The sequence below is a fragment of the Pantoea eucrina genome, assembly GCF_020079945.1.
Lineage (GTDB): Bacteria > Pseudomonadota > Gammaproteobacteria > Enterobacterales > Enterobacteriaceae > Pantoea > Pantoea eucrina.
Genome location: NZ_CP083448.1, coordinates 2,532,360 through 2,545,326, shown reverse-complemented (window position 1 = coordinate 2,545,326; position 12,967 = coordinate 2,532,360). Strand labels below are relative to the sequence as shown.

The window sequence follows — 12,967 nt, the reverse complement described above, 5'->3', positions numbered from 1 at the left end:
AGCCGGAACTGACAAAGGTGGTCTGCCACCTGGTGTTAATGATGACGGTGATTGCCGTGCTAACGTTAGTGTTACGTTAGTTCATCGCGGGCAGCGCACGCTGCCCGTTTCGCTATCTGTCCGGGAGAAAGGTATGAGCCAGTCACAACGCGCGTTGGTTATCGGGGCTTCAAAAGGGATCGGGCTTGCGGTGGTGCAGCAGTTTTTACAGGCGGGCTGGGACGTAACCGCCACCTTCCGCCGTACGGCGGTATCATATCAGCACGATCGGCTGCGCTGGCTGGCGCTGGATATCACCGACGGCGCGGCGCGTGTGGCGCTGCTGCAGCAGTTACAGGGTGAGCAGTTTGATGCGGTGCTGATCAACGCCGGCATTTTTGGCCCGGATGCGCAGCAGCTGCAGCAGGCAGAAGATGCGGAGCTGAGCGAGCTGTTTATCACTAATGCGGTAGCCCCGGTGCGGCTGGCGGAGAGCCTGCTGCCGCTGCTGCGTGATAAGCAGAGCGTGGTAGGGATCACCACGTCACAGCTGGCGAGCCTGAATGAAAACCGCGTCGCCGCGATGCCGCTCTACTCGGCCAGCAAAGCGGCACTCAATATGCTGAGCCGCGCGCTGGCAAAAGAGATGCGGCCGCAGGGGGCGACGCTGCTGTCGCTGCATCCGGGCTGGGTAAAAACCGATATGGGGGGCGAGAACGCCGATATCACGGCGGAAGAGAGCGCCGCAGGGCTGGTTGCACAGCTGCAGCGCTATCGCGGCGAAGGCGGACATCACTACCTTGATTACAAAGGTGATGCGCTCGCCTGGTAATGTTTCGGGCCGGTTTACGCGTCGTCAGGCGCGTAATACTGCACCCCGATCTCAATGCGTTCGCGGCCGCCGGCCACGCGATGACGGTTAGTATCGCGCAGTGAATAGATGCAGCCGCAGTACTCCTGCTGATAGAAGCGCTCGCGCTTGCTAATCTCTATCATGCGCGATGAGCCGCCGCCTTTACGCCAGTTAAACTCCCAGTAGAGCAATATCCGGATAGTGCGCCGCAGCCCGCACGCCGCAGTCGTTAATCTGCTTCATATCTTTCCAGCGTGAAATCCCGAGCGAACTGGTGATCACCGGAAAGCCGTGCTCGTGCGCGTAGAGCGCCGTGCGTTCAAAGCGCATATCAAAACACATGGTGCAGCGTACGCCGCGTTCCGGCTCCCACTCCATGCCGCGCGCGCGCTCAAACCAGTTATCTTTATCGTAGTCAGCATCCACAAACGGCACGCCGAACTGCTCAGCAAAGCGGATATTCTCCTCTTTGCGCAGCTCATACTCTTTCAGCGGATGAATATTCGGGTTGTAAAAGAAAATGGTGTAGTCGATGCCGGACGCCAGCATCGCTTCCATCACTTCGCCGGAGCAGGGCGCACAGCAGGAGTGCAGCAGCACTTTATTGTGTCCGCCGGGCAGCGGCAGCGGCTGACGTGTGAAGGTTTCAGACATAAGTAACCATTAAGCTTGCAGAGAATAGGCGTAGTGTAGGGAGTTACGGCAGCAGATGCAAAATGCGGCCGCGGAAAAACAAAAAGGCCGCGGGGCGGCCTTTTTATCACAGCAGTGCAGCTTACTCGCTGACTTTCTGTTTCAGATCGCTGGCACCTTCTTTGGTTTTGTTCCAGCCTTTCTGTGCGCCTTCTTTGGTCGCATCCCAGCCTTTCTCAGTGCCTTCTTTGGTCTTATTCCAGGTCTTCTGGGTGCCTTCACTGGCTTTGCTGGTCATGCTGTCGCGCTCGCCCTGTGCCGCGTGCTTCGCTTTAAGACGCTGCTCTTCGCCCTGATGCTGCGCCTGATGCAGTTTCTCTTTCGCGGTATTAGCGCCAGCCTGAGCGTTAGCGACCGTATCGTCAGTTGCGTGTGTGGTAGCCGCAAACGCGGAAGAAGCCAGCAGGAAAGCAGATACAGCAATAATGGTCTTTTTCATCATAGTCCCTCATTTAACGTATTTGGTGATATGAGCGTAGTTAAGAGTGGCATACTGAGCAACGTTGCGCTCTAGGATAAAACTGTAAGTGAATGAAAACTCCCTGAGAGGGAAATGTCAGCTGTAAAACAGCGGCAGGGCTTCGCTGAGCAGGAGCCGGTTGGGAGATGTCGAATGCGGGTTTTGGCTTATCTGGTGTTTGAATGGGTGAACTGTATATATGGAGGGAAGTGAGTTAGGAAAGAAGGTGAATGAGCTGTACGGTAAGCCGGTAATGACTCCAACTTACTGATAGTGTTTTATGTTCAGATAATGCCCGATGACCTTGTCATGCAGCTCCACCGATTTTGAGAACGACAGTGACTTCCGTCCCAGCCTTGCCAGATGTTGTCTCAGATTCAGGTTATGCCGCTCAATTCGCTGAGTGTAACGCTTGCTGATTACGTGCAGCTTTCCCTTCAGGCGGGATTCATACAGCGGCCAGCCATCCGTCATCCATACCACGACCTCAAAGGCCGACAGCAGGCTCAGAAGACGCTCCAGTGTGGCCAGAGTGCGTTCACCGAAGACGTGCGCCACAACCGTCCTCCGTATCCTGTCATACGCGTAAAACAGCCAGCGCTGACGTGATTTAGCACCGACGTAGCCCCACTGTTCGTCCATTTCAGCGCAGACAATCACATCACTGCCCGGCTGTATGCGCGAGGTTACCGACTGCGGCCTGAGTTTTTTAAGTGACGTAAAATCGTGTTGAGGCCAACGCCCATAATGCGGGCGGTTGCCCGGCATCCAACACCATTCATGGCCATATCAATGATTTTCTGGTGCGTACCGGGTTGAGAAGCGGTGTAAGTGAACTGCAGTTGCCATGTTTTACGGCAGTGAGAGCAGAGATAGCGCTGATGTCCGGCAGTGCTTTTGCCGTTACGCACCACCCCGTCAGTAGCTGAACAGGAGGGACAGCTGATAGAAACAGAAGCCACGGGAGCACCTCAAAAACACCATCATACACTAAATCAGTAAGTTGGCAGCATCACCCATTAAATCTATTCTTTGAACCAGATAAGTCGAACGATTGTAGGCTTTACGAACTTCGTTTTTATCGCAGTGAGCTAATGCTGCTTCTATAACATCCGAACTTAAACCAGCCTCATTCATCGCTGTGCTGGCAATTGAACGTAATCCATGAGCTACTAATTTTCCTCCAAAGCCAATTCTTTTTAATGCTGCATTAGCCGTTTGGCTATTCATAGATTGTCTTGGATCATTTCTACTGGGGAATACATGCTCACGATGAGCGCTTATAGGCTTCATCACCTCAAGAATGTCTAACGCCTGAGGAGATAGAGGAACGACGTGCTCACGCTTTGCTTTCATGCGTTCCGCTGGAATTGTCCAAAGTTTGGCATCTAGATCGATTTCTTCCCACCGGCTACCAGACGCCTCTGAAGGGCGAACGAGCGTCAGAAGTTGCCATTCAATTAGGCAGCGAGTCGAAACAGAGAGATTTGACATTATTAATGAACGAATTAGCTTTGGCAATTCCTCTGGCCTAAGTGTTGGCATGTGTTGCTTTTTAGGTTTTTCGAAAGCCATACCAACACCAGAAGCTGGGTTTGCATCGATCAAACCGGTATTAACAGCGTAAATCATTATCTCGTTAATGCGTTGCACTAACCGGCGAACTGTTTCAAGTGCCCCGCGAGCTTTTATAGGCTCCAGTGCTTCAACAATCGTTCTGGCTTTGAGTGCCTGAACAGGTATTTCACCAATAGCGGGAAAGACATCCTTTTCTAACGATCGCCAAATATCCTTCGCGTAATCCTCGGTGACGCTTTTGCTTTTGAGCTGGAACCACCTTCCGGCCACAACTGAAAAAATACTATCCAGCTCGATCTGGCGCTGTTCCGATACTTCTTCTTGCTGCTTCTGCGGGTCAATCCCCTGCGCAAGCAGCGAAAGATATTGGTCACGTATTTGGCGTGCGACAGCGAGCGTCAGGGCAGGGTAAGAGCCCAAGCTGAGATTCGTACGGCTACTACTTGCTGGCCGTTGGTAGCGAAAACGCCATAGCTTTTTACCAGACGTTTTGATGAGCAGAAAAAGCCCGTCGCCATCGTGCAGCGTGAAGTCTTTCTCCTGAGACTTGGCCTTAAGGATTTCGTTATTGGTGAGGGGGCGTGTCATCCGCGCCATGACTGGTTTCCGTCCATAATTGGTACACGTTTTTGGTACACATTATAACGTGTACCAATTCGTGTACCAATTATCTCTGGATTCAGGCGGATCGTCCCGGACTGTTACAGACACAAAAAAGCCCGCAGGGCTTGTGCCGTCCGGGCTTTCAGGACTTCTACGGATGGCTCTGGAACCATCTTTGAAGAATTTTGGTGGAGCTGGCGGGAGTTGAACCCGCGTCCGAAATTACTACACCGTCGGTACTACATGCTTAGTCAGTCTTTACATTCGCCTGGCAGCTGCGGACAGACACGCCACTGACAGACTAGCCTGATTAGTTTTAACGCTTCAACCCCAGGCAGGGCATCCACGCGATCTCTTTTGGGTTTGACCTCTCTTGATCCCCGTCCTAAGAGCGGAGGCTAGGGAGAGAGGGCTCTAAGCAGGTTATTAAGCTGCTAGTGCGTAGTTTTCGTCGTTTGCGACTATTTTTTTGCGGCTTTTTACGAGGCAAACCGCCCCTCGGCATGCACCTTGGGTTTCGCGAATCCCGTCGAATCCAGAATCAGCCCCAAGTTTTAAAACTGTAGCGCAAATCTATAAAAAAATCCAGTGCTTAACGGCTGGCGCTCTTCATAATTCGTGCTTTGTCCATCTTCCACTCGCGATCTTTAATGTCAGAACGCTTGTCGTGCTCTTTCTTACCGCGTGCGACGCCGATTTTGAGCTTGGCCCAGGCGTTCTTCCAGTAGAGCGAAAGCGGTATGATGGTGTAACCGTCGCGGTTAACGCTGCCAAACAGTGAAGAGAGCTCACGCTCTTTCAGCAGCAGCTTACGGGTGCGTGTCGGATCGCATACCACATGCGTTGAGGCACCGATCAGCGGCTGGAACGTCGCGCCAAACAGAAACGCCTCGCCGTCGCGCAGCATGATGTAGCTTTCGCTGATATTGGCTTTACCGGCGCGCAGTGCTTTAACTTCCCATCCCTGTAACGACAGACCCGCTTCGAACTCCTCCTCGACGAAGTATTCGTGGCGCGCGCGTTTGTTGAGGGCAATGGTGGCTGAACCGGGTTTGTGAGCTTTTTTCTTTGTCATAGTGCGGCGTAGTCTACATTACTCAGTTTGTGGGCGCATCCCCATGTCCTGCGGGGCGGTAAAAAACATCCTATTTTAGCACAGCTGGCAAAAGCATGAATTTTTGTTTAATGGCCTAAAATGGTATAATTCAACGGTTTTGTGACCAACAGGAACCCTTATGGCTCAGATTAGCCGCTCAGCGCTGGTCCCCTATAGCGCTGCACAGATGTACCAGCTTGTGAATGACGTGGATGCTTATCCTGAATTTCTTCCCGGCTGCACCGGCAGTCGCGTACTGGATAATAGCGGTCATCAGATGACCGCCGCGGTCGATGTCTCTAAAGCGGGCATCAGTAAAACCTTTACCACGCGCAATACGCTGACTGACAACCAGAGCATTCATATGCAGCTGGTTGATGGCCCGTTCCGTAAGCTGACCGGCGGCTGGAAATTTATCTCGCTGGGTGATGACGCCTGCAAGGTTGAGCTGAGCCTCGATTTTGAGTTCACCAATATGCTGGTTGAGATGGCATTCGGGCGCGTGTTTAAAGAGCTGGCAAACAGCATGGTGCAGGCGTTTACCCAGCGTGCCAAAGAGGTCTATCGTGACTAAGATCCGGGTGGAAGTGGTCTATGCGCTGCCGGATAAGCAGTATCTGCGCGAGGTTACGCTGGAGCAGGGCGCCACGGTAGAGCAGGCGATAGAGGCATCAGGTCTGCTGCAGCTGCGCCGGGATATCGATCTGGCGCAGAATAAAACCGGGATCTTCAGCCGGCCGGTTAAGCTTGGTGATACGGTTGAAGAGGGCGATCGGGTTGAGATTTATCGGCCGCTGATTGCCGATCCGAAAGAGCTGCGCCGCCAGCGTGCTGAGCGTGCTGCCACAAAAAAGTAGCTGACGTTAAGCATTAAAAAAGGCGCCCCGGGCGCCTTTTTTACTGTCATCAGCTTAACTGTCTTTCTGGCCAGCGAGCCGTGGCTTGTTATCAATGTTCGTCAGGACACCGCTGCGATCAAACGTCAGCGTCAGCGTCTGCTGCTTCACGCGCTCGTGACCAGGTTCCTGACGGAAAATGTAATACCAGACGTTGCTGCCAAAGGGATCGTGCATCATCGGGGTGCCCAGCGTATAGGCTACCTGCTGCTGCGTCATGCCGGTGTGGATCTTGGCGACATCGTTAGCGGCCAGGTAATTCCCCTGATTAATATCCGGACGATAAACAACGCGCTCCAGCGTGGAACATCCGGCGGTTGTTATCAACATTACCACTGCCGCAGCAGTCAGCGTCTTAAAGCGCATCTGTACATTCCTTTTTTCGGGCCAAACGCCTTTCACCAGGCAGTTTTGTTGCCATTACATTCTGAACTCTGCACGCGGCAGGCTTTTATTATGGCGATATCACTGCCGATGATAATAGACCTTTTCCCGGTTGGGAACCTCTACAGAGCATGCATATGACCATCAGGCCGGAAAAAAGTGCGGTCTCAGGCTGCTAAAAGTTCTTTGGCGTTCGCCAGCGTGTTACGCGTGACTTCGCTGCCGCCCAGCAGACGGGCCAGCTCCTGCAGGCGTGCCCGCTTATCCAGCGGCTGCATATGCGTTTCCGTCATCGCGCCGTCGGTCTCTTTGCTGACAAAGAAGTGCTGATGACCACAGCCTGCAACCTGCGGCAGGTGCGTCACACACATAACCTGTGTAGATTCACCGAGCTGGCGCAGCATTTTGCCTACGACAGCTGCAGTAGGCCCGCTGATACCGACATCCACTTCGTCGAAAATCATGGCCGGGGTTTCCATCTTCTGCGCGGTGATCACCTGAATAGCGAGCGCGATACGCGACAGCTCACCGCCTGAGGCGACTTTACCCAGCGGCTGCAGCGGCTGGCCCGGGTTGGTGGTCACCCGGAAATCGATGCGGCTGGCACCTTCGGCCGTCAGCTGATCGGGGTTAAACTCCAGCACAATCGCAAACTGCCCGTGCGGCATCGCCAGAGTGCGCATGCTTTGCGTAATGAGATCGCACAGCTCCTGAGCAGATTTTTCACGCTGATGATGCAGCGTTTCAGCGCAGGTGATAGCAGCTTTGTGATGCATCACCACGTCGTGCTGCAGGCTCTCCTGATCGCTCTCCTGCTGCGACAGCAGCTCCGCCTCTTCCAGCAGCTGCTGATGCAGGGCCGGCAGCGCTTCAGGCGCAACATGATGTTTGCGCGCCAGCGCAATCTGCCGCGACAGCCGCTGCTCCAGCTCGTAAAGGCGATTGGGGTCAAGATCGAGGCGTTCGCAGTAGTGACGCAGTTCGTCGCTGGCTTCGCTCAGCTGAATGGCCGCTTCTTCCAGCAGGTTAAATACGCCGCTGACTTTATCATCCAGCGAGACCAGCTCGCTGAGCATGTTGCGGGCGCTGTAGAGCAGGCTCTGCAGGTTGGTATCTTCACCGTCGGCAAGGATATGCAGCGCCTGCTGGCTGGTAGAGAGCAGCTGTCCGCTGTTAGCGAGACGCTTATACTCTTCATCAATCTGCTCATACTCTCCCGCCTGCGGCGCAAACTCGTTCAGCTCTTTCAGCTGATACTGCAGCAGCTCGCGACGCGCTTCACGCTCCTGCGACTGCTGCTGATGCTGCGCCAGCACACGGCAGCTGTGATGCCAGCGCTGGTAGTGCTGACGCATCTCTGTCAGCAGCCCGTCATGCGCCGCATAAGCATCGAGCAGATGCTTCTGGTGATCGGTTTTCAGCAGCAGCTGATGCGCGTGCTGACCGTGGATCTGAATCAGCAGCTGGCCCAGCTCGCGCAGCTGAGAGAGCGGTACGGCCGTGCCGTTGATAAAGCCGCGCGAGCGCCCATCCGCGCTGATAACACGGCGCAGCAGGCACTCATTACCGTCATCCAGCTGATTATCAACCAGCCAGCGCTGCGCTGACGGCGATAATTTCAGCTGAAAGCGGGCACAGATATCAGCCCGGCTTGCGCCCTGACGCACCATATCCGCTTCCGCCCGTCCGCCAAGGCAGAGGCCCAGCGCATCAATGGCAATAGATTTACCTGCGCCGGTCTCACCGGTGATCGCTGTCATACCGCGATGAAAGTCGATCTCAAGCTCACGAACGATTGCGAAGTTACTGATGGTCAGTTGTGCCAGCATACAATCACCTGTATAGAAAAACAGATATGGTTTTTCGTACAGTATAAACTGGTTTTTTAACCAGTAAAGTAGCCAGCTCTGATTTCTAGAACAATTTTTTCGACCAGCCGAGTTTTGAGCTTAATGTATTGAAGTAGTTGTAGTTTTTGGGATGAATAAGATTGAGGTGGCTGCTGCTGCGCCGGATCAGCACATCTTCACCCTCCTGAATCGGCAGGGCAATCTGGCTGTCACAGCTAATCTCCAGATCGCTGCGCAGCGAGGAGAAACGCAGGCGAATCGTACTGTTGCTGTTTATGACCAGCGGGCGCGACGACAGCGTGTGCGGGAACATCGGCACCAGCACAATGGCATCAAGTGAAGGGGTAAGGATAGGACCACCCGCGGAGAGCGAGTAGGCGGTGGAGCCGGTAGGGGTAGAGATAATCAGGCCATCGGAACGCTGAGAAAAAGCGAACACTTCGTCGATATAGACCTCAAACTCAATCATATGCGCCACTTTCCCCGGATGGAGCACCACTTCATTAATGGCGCTGCCAATGCGCGGTGAGCAGGTATCGCGGCAGACCTGCGCCTCAAGCAGAAAGCGGCTCTCGACAAAATAGTCGCCCTGCAGGACATCATCCAGCTGCTGCTGCGCATTATCCGGGTCGAGATCGGTCAGAAAGCCCAGATTACCACGGTTAATGCCAATGACTTTAATATCGTAGCGGGCCAGCACTCTGGCTGCGCCCAGCATATTGCCATCACCGCCGACCACCACGGCCAGATCGGCCTGCTGTCCTATTTCCGCCAGCGTGCCGGTTTTGACATCGGTTAAACTCAGCTCGCGCGCAATCTGCTGTTCGACAATCACCTCGTATCCCTTATCGGTCAGCCAGCGCCAGAGCATCTCATGGGTGGTCAACGCGGTTGGATGGCGCGGATGACCCACGATCCCGATGCAGCTAAAGTGTTTGTTCATGTGGCGGGTATTCCTCATAAGCCAAAACGGCCTGGCAATGTGATGGGTTCACTTGAAACCGTCAAACTGATCCCCATAATAAGCCAACCAGCGAAATGAATGTGCAAAACGCGGAGAAATTCATGAGTAGTAAAGAACAGAACCCCCCAAACGAGCAAGTCTCAGACGAAATTCAACAGGATCAACAGCCGGCGGACGCGGAGACAGCAACTGAGGTGGATCCGCGTGATGAGCGCATTGCGCAACTGGAAGCGGAGCTGACCCAGGCGCAGGGTGGCGTACGTGAAGCGCAGCTGCGTGCGCAGGCGGAAATTGAAAACATCCGTCGCCGTGCAGAAATGGACGTCGAAAAAGCGCATAAATTTGCGCTGGAAAAATTTGCCAACGAGCTGCTGCCAGTGATTGATAGCCTGGAGCGCGCGCTGGAAGTGGCTGACAAAGAGAATACCGAATTCGCCTCAATGATTGAAGGTATCGAGCTGACGCTGAAATCCCTGCTTGGCGCCGTACGCAAGTTTGGCGTTGAAGTCGTTGGCGAAACGCGCGTGCCGTTCAACCCGGATCTGCATCAGGCGATGTCGATGATGGAATCGGATGAGGTTGAGCCGAACCATGTACTGATGGTCATGCAGCGTGGCTATACCCTGAATGGTCGCCTGCTGCGTCCGGCGATGGTGGCGGTCTCTAAAGCCAAAGCCTGAGCAGAATAGTACATCACAGCGGCCGCCCTGACGCGGCCGTTGTTGTTTCAGGGCAGTACCGGCGTCCAGTCGATCGGCGTTTCTCCCGCCTTGCTGAGCAGCGCGTTAGTCTGCGAAAAGTGCCGGCAGCCTAAAAAGCCGCGGTGTGCAGAGAGCGGAGAGGGGTGGGGCGCTTTCAGCACATGGTGACGCTGCGCATCAATGATGCTGCCTTTCTTCTGCGCATGCGATCCCCACAGCAGAAAAATCATGCCCTCACGGTGCGTATTGATTGCATCAATCACCCTGTCAGTAAACGTCTCCCAGCCAAGCCGCGCGTGCGAGTGTGCTTTGCCCGCCTCAACGGTCAGTACCGTATTCAGCAGCATCACCCCCTGCGTGGCCCAGCTCTCCAGAAAACCGTGCTGCGGGCGCTGAAAGCCGTCGATATCCTGTTCAAGCTCTTTGTACATATTAAGCAGAGAGGGCGGGATGGCCACGCCGGGCAGCACCGAAAAAGCCAGGCCGTGCGCCTGATTCGGTCCGTGATAGGGATCCTGACCCAAAATCACCACCTTGATATCGCCCAGTTTTGTCAGTTTAAACGCGTTAAACACATCTTTCTGTGGCGGATAAACGGTCACGCCCGCTGCGCGCTGCTGCGCAACCGCCTGCAGCGTCTCTTTAAAATAGGGTTTCTCTTTTTCATCTGCCAGCACATCGTGCCAGGTCAGCTTGTCACTCATGGTTAACTCCTGACGATAGTTTTCCTTAGCTTAGCTGCTTCAGCGCGGGAGCAGAAGGATTAACCCTGCCGTTTCAGCTTGATGCAGGTCAAGGCGCTGGCGACGTCCCGGTGATATACCAGCCTGTCTATCTGTCAACGGCGTTCAGATCAGAACGCCCCTTTCTGGAGATCGCTATGATTACCGGCATTCAAATTACCCAAACCCATAACCCGCTGCTGCTGAACTCATTCTGGCTGCTGGATGAAGAGGCGGGGCAGGCGCGCTGTCTGTGCGCCAGAGGCCTTTATGAGGAGGATCAGGTGGTTGCCCTGAGCGAGCTGGGCGAGATGGCGTACCGTGAAGTTCCCCTGGAGCAGAAACCGCAGGTGCGCGTTGAGGGCGGACAGCACCTTAACGTCAATGTACTGCAGCGGGAAACGCTGGAAGATGCGGTTAAGCATCCCGAAAAGTATCCACAGCTGACTATCCGCGTATCCGGCTATGCCGTGCGGTTTAACGCCCTGACGCCCGAGCAGCAGCGCGATGTCATCACCCGTACTTTTACAGAGAGCCTGTAACTGAAGCAGCGATGAAAAGTTGCTCATGCTGCAGGTCAGAGCGGAAGCGGCCCGGAACGCATGCGTTGATTAAAATGCGACATTTACCGGCGTTCGCGCTGACCCGCCTGTCAGTGGCCCTTAAGGCCAGCTGAACGTAAAAAAAAAGCGCCGGTTCAGGCGCTTTTTTTACTGCAGTGACGTTTTATTCCGCACCTGACTCCGGCGTGGTTGATCCGCTTGGCTTGCGGCGTTTACCCACGTTTTTGGTGTCACGATGGCGTTTTTTCACGCGCGGCTTTTCGTCTTCTTTCTCTTTCTTCTCTTTGCGTTTGGCAAGCGCCTTTTTCGACGGCTTTCCGGTGACTTTAGCACTCGGCGCACGCGACTCAGGACGCAGCTCATCAATCACGCGTGATTTCAGCGGCTCATTAACGTAGCGGCTGATTTTACCCAGCAGAACGTGATCGTGCGCCTCAACCAGCGAGATAGCGATCCCTTTGCGTCCGGCGCGGCCGGTACGGCCAATGCGGTGCAGATAGGTATCTGCCGTACGCGGCAGGTCAAAGTTGATCACGTGAGTCACGTCATCAATATCGATACCGCGCGCCGCAACGTCAGTGGCAACCAGCACATTGACGCGACCATCGTTGATGCGTTTAATCGCTTCATTACGGTTCGCCTGTACCATCTCACCTTCGAGGTAGCTGCTGCGCAGGCCCGCTTCATGCATCCAGGTCACCAGCTCGTGCAGACGTTCACGCTTGCGCACAAACACAATCGCACGCTTCACTTCCGGCTGCTTTAACAGGTGCACCAGCAGTTTGGTCTTGTGCTCAAGGTTATCAGCACGGTAGTACCACTGCTGAATGCGTTTGCGTTCGCTTTTGCTCGGGTCGGCTTCAATCGCGACCGGATCGTTGAGCAGGCGTTCAGCAAAATCTTTGATGTGCTCGCCTTCCAGCGTGGCGGAGAAGAGCAGCGTCTGTTTGCGCCAGCGCGTCTCACCGGCGATGGTCTCGATATCCTGGGCAAAGCCCATATCGACCATGCGGTCCGCCTCATCGAGAATCAGTGTTTCTACCGCGCGGCAGTCAAAGTTCTCTTCTTTGATGTACTGCAGCAGACGGCCGGTGGTCGCCACCACAATATCCTGATTTTCGCTGAAGACTTCAGCGTGGTTCATATAGGCAACGCCGCCGGTGATGGTGGCGATATCCAGATGGGTATGCTTCGCCAGCTCACGCGCCTGATCGGCCACCTGCATCGCCAGTTCGCGGGTAGGGGTGAGGATCAGGATACGCGGCGGACCCGACTTCTTACGCGGGAAGTCCAGCAGATGCTGTAATGCGGGCAGCAGATAGGCGGCGGTTTTCCCCGTTCCGGTGGGTGCCGAACCTAACACGTCACGGCCTTCCAGCGCGGCAGGAATGGCTTCAGCCTGAATGGCCGTCGGGCGCGTGAAGCCTTTTTCCTGCAGGGCATCCAGCAGGCTTTCGTCGAGTTCGAGTTCGGAGAATGTGGTTACTGTCATGTTCTACCTCAGTTTGGGGCGCTGATTATAGACAGATCGGCCGCAATCTTCATCTGTTTGTGTTCATCAGGCGCAGATGAATTCATTGTGCGACCACGTTACACTCTCGCCAGATAACAATTCAATGGCCGAA

General features: G+C 54.6%; 14 protein-coding genes, 1 other RNA gene and 1 pseudogene. 5 read left to right on the top strand and 11 right to left on the bottom strand.

The features are described 5' to 3' along the window. Positions 1–133 precede the first annotated feature (133 nt). Positions 134–811: an SDR family oxidoreductase gene (locus tag LAC65_RS12160; protein ID WP_039379741.1), complete on the top strand. Its 678-nt coding sequence runs from the start codon at positions 134–136 to the stop codon at positions 809–811. Between the two features lie 14 nt (positions 812–825). On the opposite strand, the pseudogene LAC65_RS12155 reads toward LAC65_RS12160, so the two are convergent. The 6 genes and pseudogenes from LAC65_RS12155 to smpB all read right to left on the bottom strand — a co-directional run bounded on the left by LAC65_RS12155 (position 826) and on the right by smpB (position 5,241). Continuing rightward, positions 826–1,486: pseudogene (locus LAC65_RS12155) on the bottom strand (epoxyqueuosine reductase QueH). Positions 1,487–1,607: 121 nt separating this feature from the next. After that, positions 1,608–1,964 (bottom strand): hypothetical protein, encoded by a 357-nt coding sequence (locus LAC65_RS12150; RefSeq protein WP_039379739.1) that lies wholly within the window; start codon positions 1,962–1,964, stop codon positions 1,608–1,610. A gap of 285 nt (positions 1,965–2,249) precedes the next feature. After that, positions 2,250–2,947, bottom strand: a protein-coding gene (locus LAC65_RS12145) for an IS1 family transposase (RefSeq protein WP_223429336.1) whose coding sequence is annotated in 2 segments (ribosomal slippage) — positions 2,250–2,698 and positions 2,698–2,947 — 699 coding nt in all. Because the reading frame shifts where the segments join, the coding sequence is not laid out codon by codon here. A 28-nt stretch (positions 2,948–2,975) separates the two neighbouring features. Continuing rightward, positions 2,976–4,160 (bottom strand): integrase domain-containing protein, encoded by a 1,185-nt coding sequence (locus LAC65_RS12140; RefSeq protein ID WP_039379737.1) that lies wholly within the window; start codon positions 4,158–4,160, stop codon positions 2,976–2,978. 192 nt (positions 4,161–4,352) lie between these two features. Next, positions 4,353–4,715, bottom strand: a transfer-messenger RNA (tmRNA) gene (gene ssrA, locus LAC65_RS12135). Positions 4,716–4,758: 43 nt separating this feature from the next. Beyond that, positions 4,759–5,241: an SsrA-binding protein SmpB gene (smpB, locus tag LAC65_RS12130; protein ID WP_039379735.1), complete on the bottom strand. Its 483-nt coding sequence runs from the start codon at positions 5,239–5,241 to the stop codon at positions 4,759–4,761. A gap of 160 nt (positions 5,242–5,401) precedes the next feature. On the opposite strand from smpB, the gene LAC65_RS12125 reads away from it, so the two are divergent. Further along, a complete protein-coding gene (locus LAC65_RS12125; RefSeq protein ID WP_039379733.1) occupies positions 5,402–5,836 on the top strand; it encodes a type II toxin-antitoxin system RatA family toxin in 435 nt (144 codons plus the stop codon). Beyond that, positions 5,829–6,119 (top strand): RnfH family protein, encoded by a 291-nt coding sequence (locus LAC65_RS12120; RefSeq protein WP_039379730.1) that lies wholly within the window; start codon positions 5,829–5,831, stop codon positions 6,117–6,119. Before LAC65_RS12125 ends, LAC65_RS12120 begins: the two co-directional genes overlap by 8 nt. Before the next feature lie 54 nt (positions 6,120–6,173). Here LAC65_RS12120 and bamE read toward each other — a convergent pair whose 3' ends face one another. From bamE to nadK, 3 genes are all read right to left on the bottom strand, one after another. After that, positions 6,174–6,524: an outer membrane protein assembly factor BamE gene (gene bamE / locus LAC65_RS12115; protein WP_039379728.1), complete on the bottom strand. Its 351-nt coding sequence runs from the start codon at positions 6,522–6,524 to the stop codon at positions 6,174–6,176. Positions 6,525–6,709: 185 nt separating this feature from the next. Beyond that, on the bottom strand, positions 6,710–8,371 hold the full coding sequence (recN, locus tag LAC65_RS12110; protein ID WP_039379726.1) for a DNA repair protein RecN: 1,662 nt from the start codon (positions 8,369–8,371) through the stop codon (positions 6,710–6,712). A gap of 85 nt (positions 8,372–8,456) precedes the next feature. Further along, a complete protein-coding gene (nadK, locus tag LAC65_RS12105) occupies positions 8,457–9,335 on the bottom strand; it encodes an NAD(+) kinase (protein WP_039379723.1) in 879 nt (292 codons plus the stop codon). Positions 9,336–9,457: 122 nt separating this feature from the next. Here nadK and grpE point away from each other — a divergent pair, with 122 nt between their 5' ends. Beyond that, complete coding sequence (gene grpE / locus LAC65_RS12100; RefSeq protein ID WP_039385616.1) at positions 9,458–10,036, top strand: nucleotide exchange factor GrpE; 579 nt, start codon at positions 9,458–9,460, stop codon at positions 10,034–10,036. Between the two features lie 47 nt (positions 10,037–10,083). On the opposite strand, the gene ung is transcribed toward grpE, so the two are convergent. Beyond that, entirely contained in the window at positions 10,084–10,761 is a 678-nt protein-coding gene (gene ung / locus LAC65_RS12095; RefSeq protein WP_039379721.1) for a uracil-DNA glycosylase, read from the bottom strand. 176 nt (positions 10,762–10,937) lie between these two features. Between ung and grcA the strand changes: the two genes are divergently transcribed. After that, positions 10,938–11,321 (top strand): autonomous glycyl radical cofactor GrcA, encoded by a 384-nt coding sequence (gene grcA, locus LAC65_RS12090; protein WP_039379718.1) that lies wholly within the window; start codon positions 10,938–10,940, stop codon positions 11,319–11,321. Positions 11,322–11,505: 184 nt separating this feature from the next. Here grcA and srmB read toward each other — a convergent pair whose 3' ends face one another. After that, positions 11,506–12,834, bottom strand: a complete 1,329-nt coding sequence (gene srmB / locus LAC65_RS12085) for an ATP-dependent RNA helicase SrmB (RefSeq protein WP_039379716.1) — start codon at positions 12,832–12,834, stop codon at positions 11,506–11,508. Positions 12,835–12,967: the final 133 nt, after the last annotated feature.

Excerpts from the sequence above, each read along its gene's own strand:
- LAC65_RS12160 (WP_039379741.1), top strand. The coding sequence starts at position 134 with ATGAGCCAGTCACAACGCGCGTTGGTTATCGGGGCTTCAAAAGGGATC.
- LAC65_RS12150 (WP_039379739.1), bottom strand. The coding sequence starts at position 1,964 with ATGAAAAAGACCATTATTGCTGTATCTGCTTTCCTGCTGGCTTCTTCC.
- LAC65_RS12140 (WP_039379737.1), bottom strand. The coding sequence starts at position 4,160 with ATGGCGCGGATGACACGCCCCCTCACCAATAACGAAATCCTTAAGGCC.
- smpB (WP_039379735.1), bottom strand. The coding sequence starts at position 5,241 with ATGACAAAGAAAAAAGCTCACAAACCCGGTTCAGCCACCATTGCCCTC.
- LAC65_RS12125 (WP_039379733.1), top strand. The coding sequence starts at position 5,402 with ATGGCTCAGATTAGCCGCTCAGCGCTGGTCCCCTATAGCGCTGCACAG.
- bamE (WP_039379728.1), bottom strand. The coding sequence starts at position 6,524 with ATGCGCTTTAAGACGCTGACTGCTGCGGCAGTGGTAATGTTGATAACA.
- recN (WP_039379726.1), bottom strand. The coding sequence starts at position 8,371 with ATGCTGGCACAACTGACCATCAGTAACTTCGCAATCGTTCGTGAGCTT.
- nadK (WP_039379723.1), bottom strand. The coding sequence starts at position 9,335 with ATGAACAAACACTTTAGCTGCATCGGGATCGTGGGTCATCCGCGCCAT.
- grpE (WP_039385616.1), top strand. The coding sequence starts at position 9,458 with ATGAGTAGTAAAGAACAGAACCCCCCAAACGAGCAAGTCTCAGACGAA.
- ung (WP_039379721.1), bottom strand. The coding sequence starts at position 10,761 with ATGAGTGACAAGCTGACCTGGCACGATGTGCTGGCAGATGAAAAAGAG.
- grcA (WP_039379718.1), top strand. The coding sequence starts at position 10,938 with ATGATTACCGGCATTCAAATTACCCAAACCCATAACCCGCTGCTGCTG.
- srmB (WP_039379716.1), bottom strand. The coding sequence starts at position 12,834 with ATGACAGTAACCACATTCTCCGAACTCGAACTCGACGAAAGCCTGCTG.